We start from the raw sequence: 23867 nt of genomic DNA, 5'->3' as shown, positions 1-23867 counted from the left end.
AAAACAAGCCAGCGTTTTGGGCGAATAGCTCAGTTGGGAGAGCATCTGCCTTACAAGCAGAGGGTCGGGGGTTCGAACCCCTCTTCGCCCACCAAAACGCGGAGCGGTAGTTCAGTTGGTTAGAATACCTGCCTGTCACGCAGGGGGTCGCGGGTTCGAGTCCCGTCCGTTCCGCCACTTCAAAAGTTGAAAGGTTAGAAAGCCTGCCTGTCAGCTCATATGGAATGCCCGGGTCGCGCTCTTTATAAGTGCAGCCGCCCATTTAAGCACTTTTTCGATTAATACCTTCCTGTTTTTTCTCTGAAGCATCTCGCTTCGACGCTTTTACTCATCTTTTGTCGCCGTAGTCTCAGGGTTCGGGTTTTACTTCGCGCGTACGATCTTTGCCGCAGCTCTCTGGTGGACTTCGGAGTTATTGTGATTTCGTACGCTGGCGTTGGGTTTATCTATTGATCTGATCAGCGCGCTTTGTATCGGCTAGGGTCCGCCGGGACCTGTGTTGTTTTCGTCTCGGCGGAGTCTTGGAGGGGCGAAGGCTCAGCGCCAGGCGGGGTTGCTGATTACGGAGTAGCGACCGCAACCCAGGAACATGATTGCCAGGGCGGCGAAAAAGAACACCATCATATGTTCAATGCCCCAGGCGCCCACCGCAGTGACGGTGAAGGTCTTGGTGACGCCGGTCAGCAACCAGGCGAATACCATGGTGCCAAGCATGAATAGCGCAGAGATGCGGGTGAGGATGCCAAGTATGAGTAGTATTGGTGCTACAACCTCGCCCATATAGACGCCATAAGAGATCCAGGTGGGCAGGCCGTTGGCTGAGAGGATGCCAGCGATCCCACTGAGCCCGTGTGTGATCTTGTGCCAGCCGTGCATCAGCATCATTGCGGCAAAAGATGCTCTGAGGATGAATTTTCCGAGATCGGGGCAGTCGAGCAGGCGATTCACGGTGGATAGCATAAAAAAGTCCTTTTATATAAGGGGGTAAGCTATGACATTATCTTTTTTGCATGACCGGATCTATCACTGCGCGTTGAGTTCGGTCAGTTCTTTGTTCTGTGTGCTGAAGGTGGCTTGTAGCCAGGTATGACGAAGGTATCGGCGGGTTGTCGAAGTAGTTATATGGATGCCGGGGCGTTGCCCGTTACCGAGCTGGATTCCTCGTTCTATCGTCTACTGGGTGTTCGTGCAGCGGTGCTGCGTCTGGATGAAACTCATCCGCAGATCAGTGGTAACAAGTGGTTCAAGCTGTTGCCATTGATCCGCAGGTTGGAAGCGGGGGAGAGGCCGAAGTTGCTCAGCTTCGGTGGGGTATGGTCCAACCATCTGCACGCACTGGCATTCGTAGGTCAGCGTTTTGGTGTTGAAACGATGGCGTTTGTGCGCGGCCATCCCGGGCAGGTTGAAACAGCGATGCTGCAGGATGCGCGGCGCTGGGGTATGAAGATTCGTTATCTGGACCGGGAGACCTACGCCCGCCGCAATGAAGCCGGGTTTGTTGAAAGTTTGAGGTGTGACCACCCCGGTTGGGAATACCTGCCTGAAGGTGGAAGTAACGCGGATGCGGTAGCGGGTTGCTCCGAGATCTGGTCGTTATTGAGTACCAGTGACTGGAGTCAGCCAGATCTTCTGGCCTGTGCTTTGGGTACCGGTGGTACCTTGGCGGGGCTGATCGCAGGCAAGCCTGCGGACACGCGGATTCTCGGCGTGCCAGTGCTTGAGCTGGGAGCGCAGGCCGAAAGTTCGGTGCGCAGGTTGCTGGGAGAGGCAGGCCGTGATGATCCGGGAGGCTGGGAGCTGGACCTTGGTGGTGCCTGTGGTGGTTATGCGCGCCTGCCATCTTCTCTGGCTCACTTTATCTGTACCTTTGAGCAGCGCTACTCTGTACCTCTGGATCCGGTCTATACCGCAAAGCTGTTTCAGGCCGTGAATCGACGGATAATCAGCGGAAAACTGGCGCCGGGCAGTCGTGTTCTTTTCGTACACACCGGCGGTTTGCAGGGGCGGCGCGGTATGCAGGCGCGAATAGATCGTGCTTTGTCTGCCTTTCAGGGGCCTCAGCCCTTATAATGATTTTTGTCCCCACAACCGGATCGCAACACTAAGGGCAGTGCAAATGGAGAGTTTTCGTAATATCGGTCTGATCGGTCGCCTTGGCAGTAAAAAGGTGATCGATACGCTTAAAGCGTTGATCCGGTATCTGGAAGATCAGGGGGTGAACATCATCCTCGATCAGAAAATCGCCGAGGTGATGCCGGGTCATGGCCGGCAGGTCGCCAAGCAGTCCCGTATGGGGGATAGCTGTGATCTGGTGATTGTGGTCGGTGGTGATGGCAGTCTGCTGGGCGCAGCCCGCTCTCTGGCGCAGAGTCATGTACCTGTGCTGGGTGTGAACCGTGGCAACCTGGGTTTCCTGACCGATATTACCCCGGCAGAGATCGAAGAAAAGGTTGGCGAGGTGCTTGCCGGCCGCTATGCGGTGGATACGCGCTTTCTGCTGGATGTGACGGTCAAACGCGAAGGTGAGCCCATTGCGGAGTCCACGGCGCTGAATGACTGCGTCCTGCACCCGGGGAAAGCCACCCGGATGATCGAGTTTGAGCTCTATATCGAAGGCCAGTTCGTATACACCCAGAGATCGGATGGCCTGATCGTGTCCACGCCGACCGGCTCCACCGCCTATGCATTGTCAGGCGGCGGGCCGATCATGCATCCGCGGCTTGATGCGCTGGTGCTGGTGCCGATGTTCCCGCATACCCTGTCCAGCCGTCCCATTGTCGTGGATGGTGGCAGTGAGCTGAAACTGGTGATCAGCGACCGCAATGAAACCTACCCTTCGATCTCCTGCGATGGTCAGATGAATATCGCGTTGGCGCCGGGAGATACGGTAACCATCCACAAAAAACCGCACAAACTGAAGCTGCTGCACCCGCTGGATTATGACTTTTACCGCACCTGTCGGGAGAAGTTGGGCTGGGGCACCAAGCTGGGCGAATAGGTGACTTGTGACAGAGGACTTTCAGGGCGTTGACCTGATCGGAGATGTCCACGGCTGTGCTATCAGTCTCTGCCTGCTGCTGGACCGCATGGGGTATCGCCGTATCGACGGTGTTTACCAGCATCCGACGCGCAAGGCGTTTTTCATCGGGGATATCGTTGACCGTGGGCCGCATATCCGTGAGGCGCTGCATATCGTGCGCGCTATGGTGGATGCAGGTCAGGCCGGGATTATCATGGGAAACCATGAGTACAACCTGCTCTGTTACCTGACGCCGTCCCCGGACGGAGATGGTTTTCTCCGCGAACATAATCCGCGTCACCAGCGTATTCTGCAGCAGACTCTTGATCAGTTCGCTGACCATCCGGAAGAGCTGCAGGAGTATCTGCAGTGGTTTATGCAGATGCCGCTCTTTGTCGAAACGGGTCGGTTTCGTGCCGTTCATGCCTGCTGGTCGCAATCGCTGATCGATCGCTTTCGTGCAGAGCATCCAGACGGGCGTATCGATCAGGAGTTTCTGCTGCGCTCGTCGGTCTCCGGCAGTTTTGAGTGGGATGTGATGGATAGGCTGTTGCGAGGCACCCATCTGCGCCTGCCCAATGATGAAGTGATCGTCAGTCGCGACGGCTTCAAGCGCAAATTCTTCCGTACAAAATTCTGGGCTGAAAACCCCCAGCGTCTCGGTGACGTGGTGTTTCAGCCCGATCCTCTGCCAGAGCATGTGGCACGGCGTGAGATTCAGCCGTCTCAGCGGGAGGATCTGCTCTATTACGGCCCCGAAGAAAAGTTGCTGTTCATGGGGCACTACTGGTGTGAAGGTGCGCCGGAGCCGATCACCGATAACATCGTCTGTCTTGACTACAGCGCCGTGAAATACGGCAAGCTGGTGGCGTATCGGCTGGATGATGAAACCCGCTTCCGGCGCGATAAGTTTGTCTGGGTGGATGTGGCCAGAGAGGTGGGTCGCATGGATGCGGAGTTGGGTGGATGATCCCTGTATTCAGTGCTCCTCTGAGCGAAGATCTGGCGCCCTTTACCGCGCTGCTTTGGGAATATGAAATACCGCACAGAGTGATCGAGGAGGATGATAAGCAGGTTTTGCTGGTCTCTGCTTCCATCGATCCGGGTAAGGTGCGTTCACTTTATCAGTATTGGAAAGACGGTGGTGATCTGCACGCCGTTGAAATCCGACGACCGGTGAAAAGACAGCGCCGTTTCGGTGTTCAGGCCGTTAACCCCTCACGTGTACCGGTTACCCTCGCGCTTATTGGCCTCAGCGTTCTGGCAACGCTACTGATCAGCTTTGGCGCCAATGACAGCTGGATGGCGCGCCTGACCTTTACCAACTACCTGGTAGATGGTCATAGCCTGCGCTACGACTCGATTCTCGGCATGCTGTCATCGGGGCAGTGGTGGCGTCTGGTTACCCCGATATTTCTCCATTTCAGCGTTCTGCATATCCTCTTTAATCTGCTGTGGGTCTGGGTGGTTGGCCAGCGGGTCGAGCTGCTCCAGGGCGGCAAGGCGTTGGTAGCGCTGACGCTGGTGAGTGGTGTGGCCTCTAATCTGGCGCAGTATCTGATCTCCGGGCCGATGTTTGGCGGTATGTCCGGTGTCGTGTTTGGCCTTTTGGCTTACACCTGGATCTGGGACCGTTTTGAGACCCAATCCCGATTCGGATTTCCGCCGGCGTTAATGGCCTTGATGGTGCTCTGGCTGGCACTGGGTTACACCGGTGTGCTTGAAGGTGCGGGCATGGGCGCCATTGCCAATACCGCGCATCTGGTCGGCCTGCTCGCAGGCCTGGCCTGGTATCCAATCGGACGCCTGTTCGGGCCGCGTTGAACAGCGCTGTGTTAGTATGAGTAAGAGTAAAAACAGCGGGAGTTTTACCGATGAATTTTGAAAAAATGATCCAGGCGATGACACCGGAGGTGTATCAGTCACTCAAGCGTGCGGTAGAACTGGGCAAATGGCCCAATGGCGAACGCCTGAGTCAGGAGCAGCGCGAAACCAGCCTGCGCGCCGTTATCGCCTATGAGCATGCGCGGAATATGCCGGACGCTGAACGCGTCGGCTTTATCGACCGCAGCAAAGCCGACGGCAGTCAGCATGGCAAGGACCCGCTGAGCCCCGACACAATCAAAATACTGACTGAGCACTAAGCTGGATGGAGTTACTGGGTAAGGGCGCGCTGCGCAAGATGGAAGTCGCACTGGAGTCGCCGGTGCAGTACAGACTAAGACTGGATGACGCTGAGCAGACCATCGATATGAATGGGTTGCTCGGTGAGCCGATCACGCTCAGGTACGAGGGTGCGATCAACTGTCTCCACTGTGGTCGCAAGACCAAAAAAAGCTTCAACCAGGGGTTCTGCTATCCCTGTTTTACCCGCCTGCCGCAGTGCGACAGCTGTATCGTTAAGCCGGAAAAGTGTCATTTTCATGAGGGCACCTGTCGCGATCCCGCCTGGGGAGAGCGCAACTGTTTCGCGCCGCATATCGTCTATCTGGCAAACTCTTCAGGTCTGAAGGTGGGTATCACCCGTCGCCAGCAGATTCCTACCCGCTGGATCGATCAGGGGGCGGTGATGGCGCTGCCGATTCTGGAGGTGGACAACCGTCTCCATTCCGGTTTGCTGGAACAGATTTTTGCCGCTCACGTAAACGATAAGACCAACTGGCGTGCCATGCTCAAGGGCGAGGTACCAGAGCTGGATCTGAAAGCCGAGCGTGATCGTCTGCTGGAGCTCTGTGCTGAGCCGATAGCGGCGCTACGGCAGGAACACGGTGCGGATGCGATTCGCGAGCTGCCGGAACAGGCTCAGGTCGATATCGAGTTTCCGGTATTGCAACATCCGACCAAGGTGAGCACATTTAATTTCGACAAACAGCCAGAGGTGTCGGGCACACTGCTCGGGATCAAGGGGCAATATCTGATACTGGATACCGGCGTGATCAATATCCGCAAGTTCGGTGCCTATCAGGTCAGCATTTTCGCGTGAACTCAGGAGTGACAATGTCTCAGCAGGGGTCTCAACAGTCTCAACAGCAACCAGAGCCGATTTACCTGAAGGATTATAAGGCTCCGGCATACCTGATCGATCACACCGACCTGCGTTTCGAGCTTTATGAAGAGGAAACGATGGTCCGCGCCACCCTCAGGGTGCGGCGCAATCCGGCGCGCTCCGGCAAGTCACCGCTGGAGCTGCATGGCCATGAATCACTGGAACTCTGCCGTCTTTCGATCGACGGCGAGGTTTTGTCAGAGCGGGATTTCAGCCGCGACGACGAGCTGCTGCGCATCGCCGATGTGCCGGATGAGTTCGTGCTGGAGTGTCTGACCCGCATTCATCCGCAGCTAAACACCGCGCTGGAAGGGCTTTATAAATCCGATGGCATGTTCTGCACCCAGTGCGAGGCGGAAGGTTTCCGTCGCATCACCTTCTATCCGGACCGTCCCGACGTGATGTCGGTGTTCCGCACTACGGTGGAAGCGGATCGCAAGCTCTACCCGGTGCTGCTCTCTAACGGTAACCCGGTAGAAAGCGGCTCGGCCGATGATGGCCGCCACTTTGTCACCTGGGATGATCCCTTCCCCAAACCCGCTTATCTGTTTGCGCTGGTTGCCGGTGATCTGGCGGTGCTTGAAGATAGCTACATCACCTCATCTGGCCGCAAGGTTAAGCTGCAGATCTACGGCGAGAACAAGGATCTGGACAAGCTTGATCACGCCATGCTGTCGCTGAAAAATGCCATGCGGTGGGATGAAGAGGTGTATGGCCGTGAATACGATCTGGATATCTACATGATTGTCGCGGTGGACTTCTTCAACATGGGCGCCATGGAGAACAAGGGTCTCAACATCTTCAACACCAGTTGCGTGCTGGCGAGCCCGCGTACCACCACCGATGCCGCGTTCCAGCGTGTCGAAGGGGTGGTTGCCCACGAATATTTCCATAATTGGTCCGGCAACCGCGTCACCTGCCGTGACTGGTTCCAGCTCAGTCTCAAGGAGGGCTTTACCGTCTTCCGCGATTCCGAGTTTTCCGCCGATATGAATTCGCGCACCGTGAAGCGTATTGAAGACGTCTCCATGCTGCGTACCGCCCAGTTCGCTGAAGACGCCGGTCCCATGGCGCATCCGGTGCGTCCTGAATCCTTTATCGAAATCTCAAACTTTTACACCCTGACCATTTATGAAAAGGGCGCGGAAGTGGTGCGCATGCTGCACACCCTGCTGGGCGCGGAAACCTTCCGCAAGGGCTCCGACCTTTACTTTGAGCGTCATGATGGTCAGGCGGTGACCACCGATGATTTTGTCCAGGCGATGGCTGATGCCTCCGGTCGCGATTTTACCCAGTTCAAACGCTGGTACAGCCAGGCGGGTACGCCTCGAGTGGAGGTCAGCGATAGCTGGGATGCAGATAAGGGTGCCTACAGTCTGACTCTGCGTCAGAGCTGCCCGGCAACGCCTGGACAGGCTGAAAAGCTGCCGTTCCATATGCCGGTGGCATACGGTCTGGTGGCGCAGAATGGGGTTGAGCTGGAAGCCGGCGTGCTGGAGCTGACCGACAGCGAGCAGACTTTCACCTTTGACGATCTGCCGGAGAAACCGGTGCCGTCACTGCTGCGTGGTTTCTCCGCGCCGGTGAAACTGAGCTATCCGTACAGCGACGAGCAACTGCTGCTCCTGCTTAAACACGACGGCGATGGTTTTAATCGCTGGGATGCCGGTCAGCGTATCGCCGTGAATCTGATGCAGCAGCTGATCGAAGATCATCTGGCCGGAAAGGTCCTGAGTCTGCCGGATGCCATGGTCGACAGCTGGCGTGCCGTGCTTAGTGATGAATCCCTGGATCCGGCCATGGTTGCCCACCTGCTGCGTCTGCCGAGTGAGGCTTATCTGGCAGAGCTTGCGGAGGTGATCCAGGTTGAAGCGATCCACGCCGTGCGTGAGTTCCTGCGCAAGGCGCTGGCTGCGGCGCTGCAGCCCGAGTGGCTTGAGGCTTACAAGCGCTGCACATCGGATGAGCCCTATAGCCCGGATTCTGATTCCTGCGCCCGTCGTGCGCTGAAGAATCTTGCGCTCGGCTATCTGTTGGCTACGGATGAGGATGCCTTACTCGCGCTGGCGGAAGAGCAGTTTGTCGATGCCGATAACATGACCGATCAGCAGGCAGCGCTGAGTCTGGTGGTTCACTCAGGCTTCCGTGAAGCCGGGCAGCGTCTGCTTGACGATTTCCACACCCGCTGGCACCACGAGGCGCTGGTAATGAACCAGTGGTTCGCGATTCAGGCCAGCGATCCCTGGCCGGGGGCGCTGGAACGGGTGAAGACGCTGCAGGAGCATCCGCTGTTCGATGCCAAGAACCCGAACAAGCTGCGTTCATTGGTGGCGGCTTTTTGTGCGCAGAACCCGGTCAACTTCCATGCGCAGGATGGCAGCGGCTACCGTTATCTGGCGGATTGGATCATTACACTCAATAAGCAGAACCCGCAGATCGCTGCGCGCCTGCTGACGCCGCTGACCCGCTGGAAGCGCTATCCGCAGGCTGCACAGCAGCTGATGACCGCGGAGCTGAAACGCGTTCTGGCAGAACCGGAGCTGTCGAAAGACGTATACGAAGTAGTCAGCAAAAGCCTGGCCTGAGCCTCGCTTTTGGATAAAGGTCGCGGGGGAGGTTGACGCTACCCCTCGCGATAGCTTTGAATCTATGGAATAAAACACAACCGGGATAATAGAGAATGGATAGAACCCTTGGCGTATCCGACAAGTTCGAACTTCAGCAGAACTATCGTCGCTTTTTGAAATACCAGGAGCAGTTCACCCTCGCCAACGATGCTCTGAAAGATGCTCGGGCAAGCCGGGTATGGATCGCAGGCCTGATCATGTTGCTGTTTGCGCTGGCCTCTGATTTCTTCCTGGGCGCGTCCGCTGCGCTGTTCGGCCTGTATTTCTACCGCATAGCACTGGCCTGGTACCAGAGCTCTCAGGCAGAAGAGGGGCGTGAGCAGATGGAGCGCTGGTTTGCCGGTAAGGGGCTGAAGTTTCAGGGACGGATTCTCTACTTCCGTGAAGACGATATGCTCGAGAATCCGATCGACCCGTTTGACGACGCTATTTACCAGTGAGCTGGCAGCCTGAGCCGTGAAGCGTGAGTATCGACGCCTGAGCCGGCGCACCCAGCAGCTGCTGGCCGCTCCGGAAGGCGTCAATATCGACTTTAAACGCGAGGTTCAGGCAGTGCGCAGTGCCGACCTTGTGGCTTTCGCTAACTCGCCCCAAGGCGGCACCTTACTGATCGGAATCGATGAATACACCAGTCCCGACGGCGTTCAACGGGGCAGGGTGGTCGGTTGCGATGTGGATGACCGGGCGCGTCTGCTCTTGGTGAATAAAGCCACCGAATGCATTCCCAATATCGATCTTCGGATCTATACGGAAAACCTCTCCCAGGCGCGGCCGATACTGCGCATCGAAATTCCCAGTGGTCATCTGAAGCCCTATTGTACCCACGGCGGTGAATACCGTATCCGCACCGATGGCCGTAATCGCGCTCTGCTGCCGGAAGAACTGCTGGCGATCTACATGGATCGCGAGGGCGAGCAGTTCCTGTCGCGTTTCCGTGATGCGGTATTTCAGCTTGAACACCAGGTGGAAAACGTCAACTACTCACTCAGCAGTGGCATGTTGTCCGTCAGTCAGCACCTGGAGGATCTCGATGATCAGTTGCGTCACACGCTGCATCGGATCGAGCAGCTCACCGACAGCAATAAGAAGCGCTCACGCAACTTGTTGCAGGCGCTGCGGGAAAGCCAGCGCAGTATTGTTCAGCTTGAGCAGGTGGTGGTGCCAAAAAGTGGCGCGGTCAGCAGTAGTTTGCTGGAGGATATAGAACACAAGCTCGGTATGTTGCTGGACCTGGTCGACAGCGATGCCGAAATTGCCGATAACCAGGAGGAATCCCGTGACTGATCTATTGGAGCGTCGTTTCTGGGTGTTTGACCTGGACGGGACGCTGACCCGACCGGTACATGATTTTGCTCATATTCGCCGGGAGTTGGGTCTAGAGCCGGATGCGGATATTCTTTCGACGCTGGGTGCCTTGCCTTCACCGGAGAAAGAGCGCGAGTTTGAACGTCTGGATGAACTGGAGCTCTTCTATGCTGCGAAGACCGAGCCGGCGACCAGTGTTGTTGAGTTGCTCATGCGGCTGTCTGACCGTGGATGTCGGCTGGGTATCCTGACCCGTAACTCCCAGCCGGTGGCGATCCGCTCCCTGCGTGCCATCAATGCGCTGGAGTTTTTCAACCCGGAGGATGTGTTGGGCCGGGATGAGGCGCGACCGAAGCCTGATCCAGAGGGGATTCAAACACTGCTCGATCGCTGGCAGGCGACCCCTGATCAGGCGGTGATGGTCGGCGATTTTCGCTATGACCTGGAAGCGGGCCGCACTTGCGGCACCGCTACTGTGCATGTCGATCACGGTGTGCATCCCGGCTGGCCAGAGCTTACCGACCTGCGTGTAACCTGTCTGTCGCAGCTGGTTGAAAAACTGTAAATCTAGGGGAAGCCGTTTAGTTGATTTAAGCCAGTGGCATGTTCTGAGAGTTGTCTATAGTGGTAGGTGAGGATCGCTGGTAGAGCTTCGCCTTAACAGGATGGTGCGGAAATCTCCCAGCCGTCTTCTCACTACTCACTCGGAGGGTTCACTATGGCTATCATTGCGGAACTGCATCAGGAACACGTCAATCTGAAGCGTCTGCTCGACATGCTTGAGCGCAAGATAGAGAAGTTTCGAGAAGGATCTCACCCTAATTTTCAGTTGATGTCGGACGTGGTTAGCTATGTGGGTGGCTATGCGGATATTCATCACCATCCCCGCGAAGACCGGATGTTTGAATACTTTCGCGGTCGCGATGCCGAACTGGACAAGCATATGACGGATTGCGAAGCGGAGCATGCCGAGCTCAAGCACCTCTCATCCCAGCTCAAGGATTCCATCGAAGGTGTGTTGCACGATGCAACAGTGGTTCCCCTGGATCAGATGATCGACCACCTTGAACAGTTCGTGAAACGGGAGAATGAGCACCTGAACACGGAGGAAACCCAGATATTTCCTGCTCTGGAAAAGCTGGGTTCCGAGGCTGACTGGAACAAGCTGGATGCCTCTCTGCCTTCCCCCACCGATCCGCTGTTTGGTCTCAAGCAGTCGGAAGAGTACCGCGACCTTTATGAGGCGCTCTATAACGACAGGGATGAGGACTGATCACACCCTGTCGCTTAGCATCCCGGTTTCCTTTCTCAGGCTTTGCTGCGTTCGTCGAGATAGCGCTCCACGGTATCGACGATCGCCTGGGTCTGAGGGTCGATCTCCACATTAACGCGTTCACCTTCGGTTATTGCTCCGAAGGTGGTCATGCGTAGAGTCTCCGGTATCAGGTAGACGCAGAATCGGTCCGGCTCCACACGTGCCAGTGTCAGGCTGCATCCGTTGAGTCCCACAAAGCCTTTGGCCAACAGGTAGGGGGCAAGTTCTGCCGGGCGTTCAAACCAGATGATGCAGTTGTCTTCGCTCAACTCGATCGACAGCACTTCAAGGGTCGCGAATACGTGGCCGGACATGGTGTGGCCGCCGATTTCATCGCCGACCCGCGCGGCGCGCTCAAAGTTGACCTCGTCACCGACCGACAGCCTGCCCAGGTTGGTGGTGTCTAGCGTTGCGGCGATCAGGTCAAAGTTAATCTTTGTGCCCTCGAAGTCGGTCACTGTCAGGCAGGTTCCGTTAACGGCAATGCTGGCACCGGACTGCAACTGGTCACAGCGCTCCGCCGGCAACGACAGTGTCAGCCGCATGAAATCATCCTTTCTTTGCAGATCAATAACCTGCGCCTTGCCCTGAACGATGCCGGTGAACATGCTGTGCTAATCTCCTAGTTAGCAGGGGTTGAAAAGCGTCTTCGGAGCGAATTGGCAATGCAGATGGCTTTTCAACGTCCTGTACGGTGAACCAAGGGTATACGGTCGAACGTAGCAATATACCGGAAACCCACAGGGGAGAATAATCATGCGAGTCCTGATCACCGGCGGTACCGGATTTATTGGGCGTCGTCTTGTGGCGGCACTGCTGGCACGGGGTGACGATGTGGTGGTACTCAGCAGGCGGCCGGAATCCGCTGAACTGGATGCCAGGGTGGGTCTTTATGCCGAGCTGGATCAGATCTCCGGCCCGGTGGATGCGGTGGTTAATCTGGCCGGCGCGCCTATCGCTGACAAGCGCTGGAGCGATAAGCGCAAGGCGCTTCTGCGCGAGAGTCGCCTTAACACCACAGAGCAGTTAGTGCGCTGGATGGCTGGCCTCGAGGCTCGGCCCAAGGTTTTGGTGAGCGGGTCTGCGATAGGTTTTTACGGCAGCCAGGGCGATCTGGAGCTGGATGAGGAGGCCGCTCCGAAGGTCGACTTTGCCCATCAGCTCTGCGCCGATTGGGAGGCGGAAGCGCTCAAGGCAAAAGAGCAGGGTGTGCGGGTCTGTTTAATCCGCACCGGTGTGGTGTTAGGCAAGGGCGGTGCGCTGAGCAAAATGCTGCCACCTTTTCGTTTTGGTCTCGGCGGCCCCATAGGCAGTGGTCGGCAGTGGATGTCCTGGATTCATATCGATGATGAGGTGGCCGCCATTCTGCACCTGGTTGATCACGAAACCCTGGAAGGTCCGTTCAACCTGACCGCACCCAGGCCCGAGACTAACGAAAGCTTCAGCAAAACCCTGGCCTCGGTGCTGGGGCGGCCCTGTATTTTCAGGGTGCCGACGCCGGTGATGCAGCTGATGATGGGTGAGGCGGCGGATCTGGTGGTGAAGGGGCAGCGCGTCGTGCCGACCAAGTTGATGCAGAGTGGCTACAGCTTTCGCTACACCGACCTGAAGCCAGCGCTTACTCAGGTTTTGAAGGCTTAGCGGGAGGCTCGCTTTTGGGAGCTCGCTCCCTTGCCTCCAGCGCCTCCAGACGTTCCAGAGTGGTAACGGCGCGGGCCAGGTGATGTTCGATACGGTCCAGTCGGGCCTCAAGCTGGTTGATCCGCTTGATGTTCTGATCCTCCTTCTCGACCATCTCCTGCTCGTCGCGCTCGATGAAAAACACCGAGAAACTGGCGGTCAGCATGGAAAAAAGACCCAGGCCCAGCAAGATCAGCACCATGCCGAACAAGCGCCCCTCGGTGGTAGAGGGTACAAGGTCGCCATAGCCCACAGTGGTCATGGTGACCCAGGCCCACCAGATACCATCCAGTGGACCATTGAACGCCGGGTCGATACCGGATATCAGGAAGCCGGACAGCACCAGAAACAGGAAAGCGATACCCATGGTTTTGCCAAGCTGGTGGCGTGCCAGTATCAGCCGCAGATCCTGGGATATTTTCAGCAGGATGCTGACCATGATAAGCAGTCTCAGACCCCTGAGCATGCCTGTATAGAAAAAGTCTGCTCCCATCAGTACCGGAATGCCGGTCACAATGATCACCAGGTTAAGCCAGTTTCGGCGCAGGTGTCTTCGCCGGTCGTCGACCAGAGACAGCATAATGGCCATCTCGGTGGTGAAGCAGGCCCAGGTAAACCAGTCAGTCAGCAGGGTCAGCTGGGGTGACCCCATGCCCTTGGCTTTCAGATACCAGTCCAGAATGATCCAGAACACCAGGGCCAGCATGGGCCATTCCAGGCGTTTGCCCCAGCGCTGAGCGCGGGCGTTTTCCACCTTGTCGACGCCACCAAGTCCTATCGTATGCATCAATCGGTTGTGTTGGCGATAGCGGTCGTTCATGGCACAAGAATCCAATTCTGGGTGTCAGGAGGCCTGCAGGAATGATGCGTCGCTGGCTTGAGCAGGTGCTTCCTGGTGGTGTTGGCGCCGCCGACGCAGGGCATCGATCGCCTGCATCAGCAGGTCGCCCTGCCAGAAGCTGGCGTCGTCATGCAGCTGCTGTTCCAGGTCCAGGATCAGGTAATCGAGGGTCTGGTTGCGTGCAGCATCACCGATATCTTCCAGGCTGTCGATATGGCGCTCGGGCCAGAAGTTCTGCGCCCATTCGGTCAGCCGCGCCTTGGCCAGTGAGGCGTTGTTCTGCTGGCAGGCGATCGCCAGCGCCTGAAAGGTATTGCGCTCAGCCCGGTCGTTGGCCAGCAGCAGCTTGCGCTGGCGGCGGATCTCTTCCTCTTTCTCCTCGGCGCTGTTGTCGGCCTGGTGTTTCTTCAGCTTTGACCAGGTGTAAAGCCAGCCCAGTGAACTGATGATGCTGAGCAGGGTTAACAGCCCGATCAGGAGGTAAAGACGAGGGCCGCTCAATGGATTTGCGTTGAGCGATCCCAGACCTGCAGCGGCAGAGTCGACCAGTGGTGGCGCTTCAACATGAAAGCGGCGGGCGGGAAGGGCGGCATGCCTGGCCCGGTCCAGGCCCACATCCCACCAGTGAAGATCGATGGGCGGGAGACTGAAATCACCGCTGCCCAGGGGCTCAATGCTGACGGTTTCCTTGCGGGTGCTCACCAGGCCAAACTGCGAGGCGGACTCGGTCAGGCTTACATTCTGAATTTCGATGTAGGAGTCGTCACTGTCAGTAGAGACCAGTTGTGGCAGGCTTCCGGCCGGCATGCCGGTCACCGTTAGTGTTAATTCCCGGGTAAAGCGTCCGCCGGGTCGAAGGTTTTGCGGTGGGCTCCAGCTCTCTTCAAGGCTGAGATTCTGCGCTGGCAGCCAGGTGCCCTGAGTGCTGCGGTGGGCGGGTTCCAGTACTTCTACCTCCAGCGTTTCCCCCTGCAGCTCCATCAGATCTCGCTCTGCGGTGCGCGGCAGCTGCAGCCGCGGCCCATCGATAATCAGAGGACCGGTTTCCGATGGAAAGATCGCATACTGCTGTTCGGTGATCTGGTAGCTGGAGCCGCGAAATTCACCGCTGTAATGCTGACGTTCGCCCAGTTCATGGACCTCGCTGTTGCCGGCTGACGGTGCGATAAGGCGAGCATTCTGCGGCAGCGGGTCGCGGTGGTAGATCCGGGCGGTGTAGAGCAGCTGACCGTTAAGATAGACATCACGGCTGTCCAGGCTACTGTCAAAAAAGGTAGAGGCGCCAGGCTGTCCGGCCATGGCGGGGCTGACTTCAGCCACCCTGATCGCGATCGGTTGGGTCTGCTGGTTGGCTAATAAAAGTCTGGGGATCTCCAGTGTGCCGGTGCTGCGCGGGCGCAGGGTGATCTGCCAGCGCGTACTGACTTCTCGCCCTGAACTGCTGTGGCTGGCGATTAGCGTGCGTTTACTGCCTAAAATTCGGAAATCACGATGCAGCGGAGAGAAGTCCGGGCGGTTATCAACCTGGTCGTCGACCTCAAGTGTCAGTGTCAGGTTGTCCAGCGCTGTGATGTCGGTCCGGTCCAGCGTCGCTTCGGCCTCCGCAAATGCGGTTGTCGCGGTTCCCAGCAGTAACAGCGCAGCTAGCAATCGATGCATTAACTAATCCGGACAGGTTTGGACTCATCACCTCTAATTCATTATCAGTTAAGGTAAAATGCATAGCAACTGTATGAAAGAGCAGACGCCGTATTAGTGCCTGTTGATGAGCCAAAAACAGCAATGAATGAACTGATTGTTGATCTGAATATAAGTGACAAAGAGTTTGAACGGATGTATCGCGGAGAGGTGCGCGATGTCGTTGCCCGGGCCCGAGATGGTCGCAGGGTGCGTTTCCCCGCCGCTTCGCTCACCCGTTTTGTGACCCGTGAGGGGATTCGCGGCAGCTTCCGTATCCGTTATTCGCCGGAGGGTCGTCTGCAGGATATTTCCCGTCTCTGATCTATACCGCTTAGCAAGCGACATTCTCCCGGCTGCTCTGTGGATGAAGGAGTGACGGTTGAGGTGTCAAGTCGGCGGTAGACCGTTATAATGCCCAATCATTTTTTTGTGCCTGATGAGGAACCATGCTCTACGACCTGGCTCGCGCACTGATGTTTAAACTGGACGCCGAAAAGGCTCATGATCTGGCTCTTGGCAGCTTGTCGCTGTGCTCGTCACTGGGGCTTGATCGTATGCTCCGGTCAGCGGATCACTCCAATCCCGTAGAAGTCATGGGCATCAGGTTTCCTAATCCGGTAGGCCTGGCCGCAGGGCTCGACAAAAACGGCTCCGCTGTTGATGGTCTGGCAGCACTCGGTTTTGGCTTTATTGAGGTGGGAACGGTCACGCCGAGAGCGCAGCCGGGTAACCCCAAGCCACGTCTTTTCCGTCTGCCGGAGCAGCGTGCGATTATCAATCGTATGGGCTTCAACAATGACGGCGTCGATCAGTTGCTGGCGAACCTGGATAGGAGTCGCTACAAGGGCGTGCTCGGCATCAACATCGGCAAGAACAAGGACACGCCGAACAATAAGGCCAACGACGATTATTTGTTGTGCCTGCGTAAGGTGTACGACCGTGCCAGCTATATCACAGTGAATGTTTCCTCACCGAATACGCCGGGGTTGCGTACCCTGCAGTTCGGTGAATCGCTGAATAGTCTGCTGGATGCGCTGAAGACTGAGCAGGCGCGACTGGCGCGTGTGCATGGTCGCTATGTGCCGATCGCGGTGAAAATTGCACCGGATATGAGCGAAGAAGAGTTCGGCCTGGTGGCCGGCTCGCTGAAAACTTACGAGATGGATGCGGTTATCGCGACCAATACCACGCTTTCCCGTGACGGTGTTGAGAGCTCACCGCTGGCGCAAGAAGCTGGCGGACTGAGTGGTGAGCCGGTGCGTCAATTCTCTAACCAGGCGATCAGAACCCTGTCTAAAGAGTTGGGCGGTGCCCTGCCAATCATCGGTGTCGGTGGTATCTGCGAAGGGTTTGATGCGGCTGAGAAGATCGAAGCGGGTGCAAGCCTGGTACAGATCTATACCGGTTTTATCTATCGTGGCCCGTCGCTGATTCGTGATGCTGTTCGGGAGATCGCGATGCTGAACAGCGCAGGGCGCTGAACAGCATCGGAGCCGGAACGATAGGGTGGGGTTTAACGCACCGGCGGTAATAAAGCGTCGTTAGCTGTTAATCGGTTAATGAAATGATGGATTTGCCTGTATTGCAGAAACGCCGGACATTCCGCTCCAGTGTGCCTCGCGTCCTTCACGCCAACCACTCATCCAGTGGCTTCTGAGCTCCGTTGCTTGAACCGGACACTCGTTCTGGGACTTGCCACAGAGACCGGCCTGAAAACCGCGGTTGAACAGAGTTGAGGTACGATCCCGTTTCTGTTTTTTCATATTGCGCCTCGCATTGTTCTATTCTTCGAAGTGGCGCGGCGGGGAATACCGCCGCGCTTGACGCTTGAGACGACTAACCGCTGTCGCCTCGAACTCATTCATATCCCGAACGTCACATTCAGGTGTAATTTAAAATACCTATTTGTAATAAATTTCTGATAGCGGGACTTATGACGCAGTTGCAAAATAACTTTAAATTCAAAAACTTGTAACCTGTCTGAAATTTAGTTCCGTGCCGTGAAAATATTTCACCTGGCCAAAAAACTGAATCTAAGCTGAATTGCCTACGCTGGAGCCCTGTCTGAAATGAGATTTTTCGTTACCTGCCCCAAAGGAATTGAACAGTTGCTGGAGCAGGAACTGTCTGCCTTGGGCGCCGAAAGCGTCAAGCAAACGGTTGCTGGTGTATATGCCGAAGGCGAGCTTGATATCGCGTACCGCATTTGTCTCTGGTCGCGCCTGGCAAACCGCGTTCTGCTGCAGCTCTGCGAGGCTGAGGTAGAGACCGCCGACCAGCTTTACACTCTGGTGCAGCAGATCGACTGGCTTGAGCACCTGCGTCCCTCAGGCACTTTCTGTGTGGACTTCAGCGGTAAGAGTAACTCGATTAATAACACTCATTTTGGCGCGCTCAAGGTCAAGGATGCGGTGGTCGACCAGGTGCGTGCTGCCACCGGCAAGCGTCCCTCGGTAGAGCGCAACGGGCCGGATCTGCGGGTGAACGTACACCTGGCTAAAGGCAAGGCCAGTGTGGCGCTGGATTTGTCCGGTGATAGCCTGCATCGCCGCGGTTACCGTCAGCAGGCGGGTGAAGCACCGATGAAGGAGAACCTGGCAGCAGCGGTGTTGATCCGTGCCGGCTGGTCGGAGATGGGCGAGGGCACGCCTGTGCTCGATCCCATGTGTGGTTCCGGTACCTTATTGGTCGAAGCGCTGTTGATGGCTACCGATACCGCGCCTGGCCTGCTGCGCAAGCAGTTTGGCTTCAGTTACTGGCCCGGTCATCAGTCCGCGCTCTGGCAGCAGCTCGTCGCCGAGGCCGAGCAGCGTCGTGCCGCCGGTCTTGAAGGCTGCTCTGTCCGGGCGTTTGGTTTTGATGCCGATGACAAGGTGCTCAACAAGGCGAAGCATAATGCCCGCCAGGCGGGTGTGGATCGCTTTATCAGCTTCCGTCAGCAGGAGCTCGCAGGCCTCAAGCAGCCTCAGGGAGTCGAGCCGGGTCTGGTGATTACCAACCCGCCTTACGGTGAGCGTCTCGGTGAAGAGTCTGAGCTGATGTTCCTCTATCGCTTGTTCGGTCAGCTGTTGCGGGCACACTTTGTTAACTGGCGAGTTGGTGTTTTCACCGGTAATCCTGAGCTGTGCAAGGTGATGAAACTGCGCGCGGACAAGCAGTACCGTATGTTCAACGGTGCTATCCCGAGCCAGCTTCTGATGTTCCAGGTGCATCAGCGTGAAGAGGCTGTCGAGACTGAAGCCCACAAGCTGTCCGATCAGGCGCAGATGTTCGAAAACCGTCTGCGCAAGAACCTCAAGCAGATGGCGCGCTGGCGCAAGAAAGAGGGGATCACCTGTTTTCGCGCCTACGACGCCGATATTCCCGAATATTCGGTGGCGGTGGACTGCTACGATTCCATGGTGATGGTGCAGGAATACGCGCCGCCCGCCAGCGTTGATAAGGTGAAGGCGTTTGAGCGTCTGCAGGATGTGATGAAGGTGGTGCAGCAGGTATTTGAGCTGACCCCGGATCAGGTGGTGCTGAAGCAGCGTAAGCGTCAGTCAGGTACGGATCAGTACAACCGCCACGACGAGATCGGTCACTTCTTTACGGTTGAGGAGCATGGCTGCAAGCTGCGTGTAAACCTGCATGATTATCTCGATTCCGGGCTGTTCCTTGATCATCGCCCGGTGCGGCGCATGATTCAGCAGCAGGCCCAGGGTAAGGATATGCTGAACCTGTTTTGCTACACCGCATCGGCCAGCGTTCACGCCCTGGTGGGTGGCGCCAAGAGCACCACCAGCGTTGATATGTCGTCGACCTACGTGGAGTGGGCGCGGCAGAACCTGGCCCTGAATAGTGCGGATCCTGCCAAGCATGTTCTGATTCAGGAGGACTGCTTCAAGTGGCTGTCGCGGCCGCGTAAGGAGCGTTTCGATCTGATCTTTATGGATCCGCCCACCTTCTCCAACTCCAAGCGGATGCAGGATGTGCTGGATGTGCAGCGTGATCATGTGCGTCTGATCAAGGATGCCATGGAGCTGCTGCGCCCTGGTGGCCTGCTGATCTTCTCCAACAACTACCGCCGCTTCAGTCTTGATTATGAAGCGCTGGATGCGTTCGCCATCCGCGATATCACACCGGCGACGCTGGACCCGGATTTCAAGCGCAATCCGCGTATCCACTGCGTGTTTGAAATTCGCCACGGCTAGGCAAAAGCGAGACGTTTAAAAAAAGGCTTGTGTGCAGATGCAGATAAGCCTTTTTTGGCTTTGAGCTGCGGAATGGTGAGTAGGACAAAGTCACTTATTTTTCATGGATAAATTATCGTATTCATCTAATATGAGCTTAATTCGTTCTGGAGATGGATGCCATGCGACTTTCAAATATCGCCCGTTACTCCGCTTTTGTTGCTCTCGCTTCAGTCATTACCCCCGTTTGGTCAGCCTCCGAAGCTGATGCTCCTCAAAATCCTCTTAAAGAAGCCTATTTCGGTGAAACCCATGTGCACACTGGAGTGTCCATGGATGCTTTCATTGCCGGTAACCGCCTTACGCCCGATGATGCCTATCGCTTTGCCAAGGGTGAGGAGATCATGGTTAACGGCAGTCTGCACAGGATAAAGCGTCCGCTGGATTTTGCTGCAGTCACCGATCATTCCGAGTTCCTCGGTGAGTCCTACAGTCTCATGAATGAGGGAGTGGCGGGGTATGACGATGACGTCGCTGTAGCTTTTCGTGAGGCCCCGGATCTGGAAACGGCACTGGGCCTTTACAACAAATACGTGTTGGCGCCTTTGGCGGGAGGGGGCGATCCGCATCCAGAATTTTTCCAGGGTATCGAGGCGATCAAGTCGACCTGGAAACAGAACTACGAAGCGACGCAGAAGCATTACGAACCCGGTAAGTTCACCACCATTCATGCCTATGAGTGGACCTCAGCCCCGGGTGGGTCTAACCAGCACCGCAATATCCTGTTCCGCGATACCAACCTGCCCGATATACCGTTTTCATCCAGTGATGGTTCGGATCCCGAACAGCTCTGGGCCTGGATGCAGACCCATCGTGACGATGGCAAAAAGGTGTTTGCGATACCGCACAACTCAAACGAGTCCAAGGGGCTGCTGTTTGCTGAGGCCAGCCTGACCGGTGTGCCGATCGGTAAGGAATACGCCGAGACTCGCGCCAGCATGGAACCCCTGATCGAGATGATGCAGGTAAAAGGTAACTCCGAGGTGGTGCCTAACTTCTGGCCCAATGACGAGTTTGCCGATTTTGAGAATGCGGTTTCGATTCAGAGATTCAGCGGCCGTGGCTACGTGAAGGAGAACTTCGTCCGCTACGGCCTGGGACGAGGCATCAAATATAATGCCGAGATCGGCGTGAACCCGTTCAAATACGGCTTCGTTGGCGGTACAGATAACCATAACGGTACGCCGAGCAATGTCGAAGAGGATAACTACAAGGTAGGTAGCCACGGCTATGCCGACCAGACTGCGGCGGTGCGTGCCACCTCCATGCTGGAAGGAGAAATGCTGATCGCCGACGCCAACCCCGGGGCACTGACCGGTGTCTGGGCGACCTCTAACACCCGTGGTGCGATCTGGGATGCCATGCTCGCCAAGGAAACCTTCGCCACCAGCGGCCCGCGTATGAAGGTCCGCGCCTTCGCCGGTCAGGGATTTGCCGGTAGCTACGACAGCTATGAAACCCTGGTGATCGATGGCTACGCCAACGGCGTGCCGATGGGCAGTGATTACACCGGAGAAGAAGCACCGCAGATTCTGGTGTGGGCGCTTAAAGACCCGATCGGCCCGAACCTGGACCGCATTCAGATCATCAAGGGCTGGTATGAAAACGGCGAGATGAAAGACAAAGTCTATAACGCCGTGGCTTCGGGTGATCGACTCAAGGCGGATGGCAGCGTTGAACCTATTGATGCGCCGATCAACCTGTCAACCGGTGAGTTCAACACTGAAAAAGGTGATCCTGAACTGATGGGCGTCTGGACCGATCCGGATTTCGATCCCGCACAGCAGGCCTATTACTACGTTCGTGTTCTGCAGCTGCCCACCGCACGCTGGACTCTCTACGATGAGCTGCGTGAAGGTGTGAAATATCCCGACGAGGTTAAGCGGGAGATCGTTGAGCGTGCCTGGGGCTCGCCCATCTGGCATGAGGTCAACTGAAGTTATGACAGGAAACGCATGGAAAGCGATCGTCAGGGAACCGCTGCTTCACTTTCTGCTAGTAGGTGGTTTGGTCTTCGGTGCTTACTCTTGGGTAACGCCAGAGGCGCAGGTTGAGACTGATAGCGAGGTGATCCTGATCGATCAGGCTGAGCTCGATCACCTTAAGACGCTCTGGAAAGCCCAATGGCGCAGAGACCCGAACACAGAAGATGTGGCGGCGATTATCGATCGTTATCTGCGGCAGGAAGTTTTCTACCGGGAAGCGCTGCGGATGAACCTTGATCACAACGATCAGATCGTGAAGAAGCGCCTGGCACAGAAAATGGAAGCGGTGGCGAACGATCTTTCTACGCTGATGCAGCCGCCCACCGATGAACGTCTGCGCGCCTACTTCCATGAGCGCGAAGCCTTTTTCACCCTGCCGCAGGCATACGCGTTCAAGCAGTTGCTGTTCGCGCCTGATACCTCTGAGGAGCAGCTCAAGCAGACACTCGCCAGCCTGCGCGCGAATGCCGAGGTGGCGGCCAGTCTGAACTCTTCTTCGCTACCTTTTGAATGGGAGCTCGATTCTGAGACGGCGATCGAGAATGCCTTTGGCGGTGGTTTCAGCAAGGCTCTGGCAAGTCTGCCAGTCGGGGAGTGGGCCGGCCCTGTTCGTTCTGGACTTGGTTGGCACCTGGTCTACCTGGAGCAGAATCAGCCTGAGCATCTGCCTTCCTTCGAGTCGGTGCGGGATTTCGTTGCACGGCAATACGAGTATTACGCCGTATTGGAAGCGCAGGAGCAGGTGTTTGATGAGCTGATCGGGAAATACGAAGTGCGTTTCAGTGCTGAGGATGTTCCGGACGCTATTCTGAATGAGTTTCCGCAATCATGATGAGGCTCAGATATCTGTTTGCATTCATTGCCTGTTGCATCGCGCTGGTATCGCCCGCTGGAGCGCATGAAATCAGGCCTGCTTTCTTGCAGATTAACGAGATATCAACCGGCCTCTATGATGTGCTCTGGAAGGTGCCGGTCAAGGGGAGTATGGCGCTCAATATTCAGCCGGAGTTTGATCCGGCATTTACCCTGAAACGTGCAGGGGAAGAAGCGTTGCTCGATGGTTTCGCCGTTTACCGCTATCGCCTGGCCGGTGAGCAGGGGTTGCCGGGTTCCGTGGTCAGGGTTCCCAATCTGAGAAATACCACGGTTGATGTGCTGGTGAATATTGCCCTGGAAGATGGAGTGCACTACAGCTTCGTGATGAACCCGAAAGATCCGCAGGTACAGGTGCCGCAGACGCCATCGAGCCTGCAGGTCGCGAAAACCTACATTACACTTGGCGTCGAGCATATCCTGGGTGGTATTGACCACCTGATGTTTGTGGCCGCACTGATGCTGATCGTACGGGGTTGGTCGATGCTACTTAAAACCATCACCGCTTTTACCCTGGCGCATTCAATTACGCTGGTGTTGGCCACGTTCGGCCTGGTATCTCTGCCGCCGCCACCTGTTGAAACGATGATCGCTTTCAGCATTTTGCTGGTCGCAGTGGAAGCGGTGCGGCTGCGCCGAGGGCAGACGAGCCTTGCTACCCGCTGGCCCTGGGTGATCGCCTTCGCTTTTGGTCTACTGCACGGTTTTGGCTTTGCCGGTGCGTTGGGCGATATCGGTCTTCCGCAGACCGATATCCCGCTGGCGTTGCTGTTCTTCAACCTGGGCGTGGAGTCCGGTCAGATCATGTTTATTGCTGCGATAATGGCGCTGGTCTGGCTGCTGCACAAAAGCGTTACTTTGCCCGAGCGCGCGCCGGTTGCCACCGCCTACGCCATAGGTTGTCTGGCTAGCTTTTGGGTGTTTGAGCGCCTCGGGACCCTATTTGCCTGATTCTATTTGACTGATTCACCACTTCACTTCTGATCTTTTCCGGCTAAGCGCCCAATCCTGATATCACCAGCTAGTTTATGGTGCGGGCGCAGTGGTCTGGATTGCCTGTCATGCACTAATATGTGGCTCAAATATTGCTTATATTGGTGCGCACTTATCCAGCTTGCATTAAAACAGTGCCGTTCCTTGTCTTTCCGGAAGCCTTGCTGCTTGTGGACGAAGTGTGGAATTCGATACTGAAACGATGCCAAATTCATAACCCAATTAATGCTCTATTAAAGTGCTAAAAATATAAAATGCCCCGTAATTGTGC

23 protein-coding genes and 2 tRNA genes are annotated in these 23867 nt (G+C 56.4%); 20 read left to right on the top strand and 5 right to left on the bottom strand.

Features of this window, described 5'->3' with window-relative positions:
• Positions 1 to 18: 18 nt before the first annotated feature.
• Together CLV83_RS08505 and CLV83_RS08500 are read left to right on the top strand one after the other, a co-directional pair.
• Positions 19 to 94: transfer RNA gene (locus CLV83_RS08505), tRNA-Val, on the top strand.
• Between the two features lie 6 nt (positions 95 to 100).
• Positions 101 to 177: transfer RNA gene (locus tag CLV83_RS08500), tRNA-Asp, on the top strand.
• A gap of 360 nt (positions 178 to 537) precedes the next feature.
• Here the strand turns inward: CLV83_RS08500 and CLV83_RS08495 are convergent.
• Positions 538 to 960 carry a DoxX family protein gene (locus CLV83_RS08495; RefSeq protein WP_132290196.1) on the bottom strand — a complete coding sequence of 141 codons (423 nt, stop codon included), beginning with the start codon at positions 958 to 960 and terminating at the stop codon, positions 538 to 540.
• Positions 961 to 1086: 126 nt separating this feature from the next.
• Here CLV83_RS08495 and CLV83_RS08490 point away from each other — a divergent pair, with 126 nt between their 5' ends.
• From CLV83_RS08490 to CLV83_RS08440, 11 genes are all read left to right on the top strand, one after another.
• Positions 1087 to 2070, top strand: a complete 984-nt coding sequence (locus tag CLV83_RS08490) for a 1-aminocyclopropane-1-carboxylate deaminase/D-cysteine desulfhydrase (RefSeq protein WP_132290193.1) — start codon at positions 1087 to 1089, stop codon at positions 2068 to 2070.
• A gap of 46 nt (positions 2071 to 2116) precedes the next feature.
• Positions 2117 to 2998, top strand: a complete 882-nt coding sequence (locus tag CLV83_RS08485; protein WP_132290190.1) for an NAD(+) kinase — start codon at positions 2117 to 2119, stop codon at positions 2996 to 2998.
• A gap of 7 nt (positions 2999 to 3005) precedes the next feature.
• A complete protein-coding gene (locus CLV83_RS08480; RefSeq protein ID WP_132290187.1) occupies positions 3006 to 3989 on the top strand; it encodes a metallophosphoesterase in 984 nt (327 codons plus the stop codon).
• On the top strand, positions 3986 to 4843 hold the full coding sequence (locus CLV83_RS08475; protein ID WP_132290184.1) for a rhomboid family intramembrane serine protease: 858 nt from the start codon (positions 3986 to 3988) through the stop codon (positions 4841 to 4843). Before CLV83_RS08480 ends, CLV83_RS08475 begins: the two co-directional genes overlap by 4 nt.
• Before the next feature lie 50 nt (positions 4844 to 4893).
• Positions 4894 to 5163: a YeaC family protein gene (locus CLV83_RS08470; protein ID WP_132290181.1), complete on the top strand. Its 270-nt coding sequence runs from the start codon at positions 4894 to 4896 to the stop codon at positions 5161 to 5163.
• Positions 5164 to 5168: 5 nt separating this feature from the next.
• Entirely contained in the window at positions 5169 to 6002 is an 834-nt protein-coding gene (locus CLV83_RS08465) for a DUF2797 domain-containing protein (RefSeq protein ID WP_132290178.1), read from the top strand.
• Positions 6003 to 6016: 14 nt separating this feature from the next.
• Entirely contained in the window at positions 6017 to 8650 is a 2634-nt protein-coding gene (gene pepN, locus CLV83_RS08460; RefSeq protein ID WP_132290175.1) for an aminopeptidase N, read from the top strand.
• A 95-nt stretch (positions 8651 to 8745) separates the two neighbouring features.
• Complete coding sequence (locus CLV83_RS08455; protein WP_132290172.1) at positions 8746 to 9132, top strand: hypothetical protein; 387 nt, start codon at positions 8746 to 8748, stop codon at positions 9130 to 9132.
• A 16-nt stretch (positions 9133 to 9148) separates the two neighbouring features.
• Entirely contained in the window at positions 9149 to 9976 is an 828-nt protein-coding gene (locus CLV83_RS08450) for an AlbA family DNA-binding domain-containing protein (protein WP_243642322.1), read from the top strand.
• Positions 9969 to 10562 carry an HAD family hydrolase gene (locus tag CLV83_RS08445; protein ID WP_243642321.1) on the top strand — a complete coding sequence of 198 codons (594 nt, stop codon included), beginning with the start codon at positions 9969 to 9971 and terminating at the stop codon, positions 10560 to 10562. The genes CLV83_RS08450 and CLV83_RS08445 overlap by 8 nt, the downstream gene beginning before the upstream one ends.
• Positions 10563 to 10715: 153 nt before the next feature.
• Complete coding sequence (locus CLV83_RS08440; RefSeq protein ID WP_132290166.1) at positions 10716 to 11270, top strand: hemerythrin domain-containing protein; 555 nt, start codon at positions 10716 to 10718, stop codon at positions 11268 to 11270.
• Between the two features lie 35 nt (positions 11271 to 11305).
• Here CLV83_RS08440 and CLV83_RS08435 read toward each other — a convergent pair whose 3' ends face one another.
• Positions 11306 to 11920, bottom strand: coding sequence for a riboflavin synthase subunit alpha (locus tag CLV83_RS08435; RefSeq protein WP_132290163.1), 615 nt, complete (start codon positions 11918 to 11920; stop codon positions 11306 to 11308).
• Positions 11921 to 12068: 148 nt separating this feature from the next.
• On the opposite strand from CLV83_RS08435, the gene CLV83_RS08430 reads away from it, so the two are divergent.
• Complete coding sequence (locus tag CLV83_RS08430; protein WP_132290160.1) at positions 12069 to 12953, top strand: TIGR01777 family oxidoreductase; 885 nt, start codon at positions 12069 to 12071, stop codon at positions 12951 to 12953.
• Here the strand turns inward: CLV83_RS08430 and CLV83_RS08425 are convergent.
• Together CLV83_RS08425 and CLV83_RS08420 are read right to left on the bottom strand one after the other, a co-directional pair.
• Positions 12931 to 13812, bottom strand: a complete 882-nt coding sequence (locus CLV83_RS08425) for a potassium channel family protein (RefSeq protein WP_132290157.1) — start codon at positions 13810 to 13812, stop codon at positions 12931 to 12933. The genes CLV83_RS08430 and CLV83_RS08425 overlap by 23 nt on opposite strands.
• A gap of 24 nt (positions 13813 to 13836) precedes the next feature.
• Positions 13837 to 15492, bottom strand: a complete 1656-nt coding sequence (locus CLV83_RS08420; protein ID WP_132290154.1) for a BatD family protein — start codon at positions 15490 to 15492, stop codon at positions 13837 to 13839.
• Positions 15493 to 15615: 123 nt separating this feature from the next.
• Here CLV83_RS08420 and CLV83_RS08415 point away from each other — a divergent pair, with 123 nt between their 5' ends.
• Positions 15616 to 15834 (top strand): DUF2835 domain-containing protein, encoded by a 219-nt coding sequence (locus CLV83_RS08415; protein WP_132290151.1) that lies wholly within the window; start codon positions 15616 to 15618, stop codon positions 15832 to 15834.
• 125 nt (positions 15835 to 15959) lie between these two features.
• Positions 15960 to 16994: a quinone-dependent dihydroorotate dehydrogenase gene (locus CLV83_RS08410; RefSeq protein ID WP_132290148.1), complete on the top strand. Its 1035-nt coding sequence runs from the start codon at positions 15960 to 15962 to the stop codon at positions 16992 to 16994.
• A gap of 75 nt (positions 16995 to 17069) precedes the next feature.
• On the opposite strand, the gene rmf is transcribed toward CLV83_RS08410, so the two are convergent.
• Positions 17070 to 17276 (bottom strand): ribosome modulation factor, encoded by a 207-nt coding sequence (gene rmf, locus CLV83_RS08405; protein WP_132290145.1) that lies wholly within the window; start codon positions 17274 to 17276, stop codon positions 17070 to 17072.
• 306 nt (positions 17277 to 17582) lie between these two features.
• On the opposite strand from rmf, the gene rlmKL reads away from it, so the two are divergent.
• From rlmKL to CLV83_RS08385, 4 genes are all read left to right on the top strand, one after another.
• A complete protein-coding gene (rlmKL, locus tag CLV83_RS08400) occupies positions 17583 to 19706 on the top strand; it encodes a bifunctional 23S rRNA (guanine(2069)-N(7))-methyltransferase RlmK/23S rRNA (guanine(2445)-N(2))-methyltransferase RlmL (RefSeq protein ID WP_132290142.1) in 2124 nt (707 codons plus the stop codon).
• Between the two features lie 152 nt (positions 19707 to 19858).
• Positions 19859 to 21682: a DUF3604 domain-containing protein gene (locus CLV83_RS08395; RefSeq protein ID WP_132290139.1), complete on the top strand. Its 1824-nt coding sequence runs from the start codon at positions 19859 to 19861 to the stop codon at positions 21680 to 21682.
• A 4-nt stretch (positions 21683 to 21686) separates the two neighbouring features.
• Entirely contained in the window at positions 21687 to 22562 is an 876-nt protein-coding gene (locus tag CLV83_RS08390) for a peptidyl-prolyl cis-trans isomerase (RefSeq protein ID WP_165900258.1), read from the top strand.
• A gap of 86 nt (positions 22563 to 22648) precedes the next feature.
• Positions 22649 to 23554 carry a HupE/UreJ family protein gene (locus CLV83_RS08385; RefSeq protein WP_207894772.1) on the top strand — a complete coding sequence of 302 codons (906 nt, stop codon included), beginning with the start codon at positions 22649 to 22651 and terminating at the stop codon, positions 23552 to 23554.
• The last annotated feature ends 313 nt before the right edge of the window (positions 23555 to 23867 follow it).

The organism is Marinobacterium mangrovicola, from assembly GCF_004339595.1.
Classification (GTDB): domain Bacteria; phylum Pseudomonadota; class Gammaproteobacteria; order Pseudomonadales; family Balneatricaceae; genus Marinobacterium_D; species Marinobacterium_D mangrovicola.
The sequence above is the reverse complement of the archived record's forward strand: the minus strand, read 5'-3'. Positions and strand labels throughout refer to the sequence as shown.

Bases quoted from the DNA above. Each gene is read 5' to 3' on its own strand.
- CLV83_RS08420 (WP_132290154.1), bottom strand. From the start codon at position 15,492: ATGCATCGATTGCTAGCTGCGCTGTTACTGCTGGGAACCGCGACAACC.
- CLV83_RS08395 (WP_132290139.1), top strand. From the start codon at position 19,859: ATGGATGCCATGCGACTTTCAAATATCGCCCGTTACTCCGCTTTTGTT.
- CLV83_RS08425 (WP_132290157.1), bottom strand. From the start codon at position 13,812: ATGAACGACCGCTATCGCCAACACAACCGATTGATGCATACGATAGGA.
- rmf (WP_132290145.1), bottom strand. From the start codon at position 17,276: ATGAAAAAACAGAAACGGGATCGTACCTCAACTCTGTTCAACCGCGGT.
- CLV83_RS08475 (WP_132290184.1), top strand. From the start codon at position 3,986: ATGATCCCTGTATTCAGTGCTCCTCTGAGCGAAGATCTGGCGCCCTTT.
- CLV83_RS08390 (WP_165900258.1), top strand. From the start codon at position 21,687: ATGACAGGAAACGCATGGAAAGCGATCGTCAGGGAACCGCTGCTTCAC.
- CLV83_RS08490 (WP_132290193.1), top strand. From the start codon at position 1,087: ATGACGAAGGTATCGGCGGGTTGTCGAAGTAGTTATATGGATGCCGGG.
- CLV83_RS08485 (WP_132290190.1), top strand. From the start codon at position 2,117: ATGGAGAGTTTTCGTAATATCGGTCTGATCGGTCGCCTTGGCAGTAAA.
- CLV83_RS08430 (WP_132290160.1), top strand. From the start codon at position 12,069: ATGCGAGTCCTGATCACCGGCGGTACCGGATTTATTGGGCGTCGTCTT.
- CLV83_RS08495 (WP_132290196.1), bottom strand. From the start codon at position 960: ATGCTATCCACCGTGAATCGCCTGCTCGACTGCCCCGATCTCGGAAAA.
- CLV83_RS08470 (WP_132290181.1), top strand. From the start codon at position 4,894: ATGAATTTTGAAAAAATGATCCAGGCGATGACACCGGAGGTGTATCAG.
- CLV83_RS08410 (WP_132290148.1), top strand. From the start codon at position 15,960: ATGCTCTACGACCTGGCTCGCGCACTGATGTTTAAACTGGACGCCGAA.
- CLV83_RS08440 (WP_132290166.1), top strand. From the start codon at position 10,716: ATGGCTATCATTGCGGAACTGCATCAGGAACACGTCAATCTGAAGCGT.
- CLV83_RS08455 (WP_132290172.1), top strand. From the start codon at position 8,746: ATGGATAGAACCCTTGGCGTATCCGACAAGTTCGAACTTCAGCAGAAC.
- CLV83_RS08415 (WP_132290151.1), top strand. From the start codon at position 15,616: ATGAATGAACTGATTGTTGATCTGAATATAAGTGACAAAGAGTTTGAA.
- pepN (WP_132290175.1), top strand. From the start codon at position 6,017: ATGTCTCAGCAGGGGTCTCAACAGTCTCAACAGCAACCAGAGCCGATT.
- rlmKL (WP_132290142.1), top strand. From the start codon at position 17,583: ATGAGATTTTTCGTTACCTGCCCCAAAGGAATTGAACAGTTGCTGGAG.
- CLV83_RS08465 (WP_132290178.1), top strand. From the start codon at position 5,169: ATGGAGTTACTGGGTAAGGGCGCGCTGCGCAAGATGGAAGTCGCACTG.
- CLV83_RS08435 (WP_132290163.1), bottom strand. From the start codon at position 11,920: ATGTTCACCGGCATCGTTCAGGGCAAGGCGCAGGTTATTGATCTGCAA.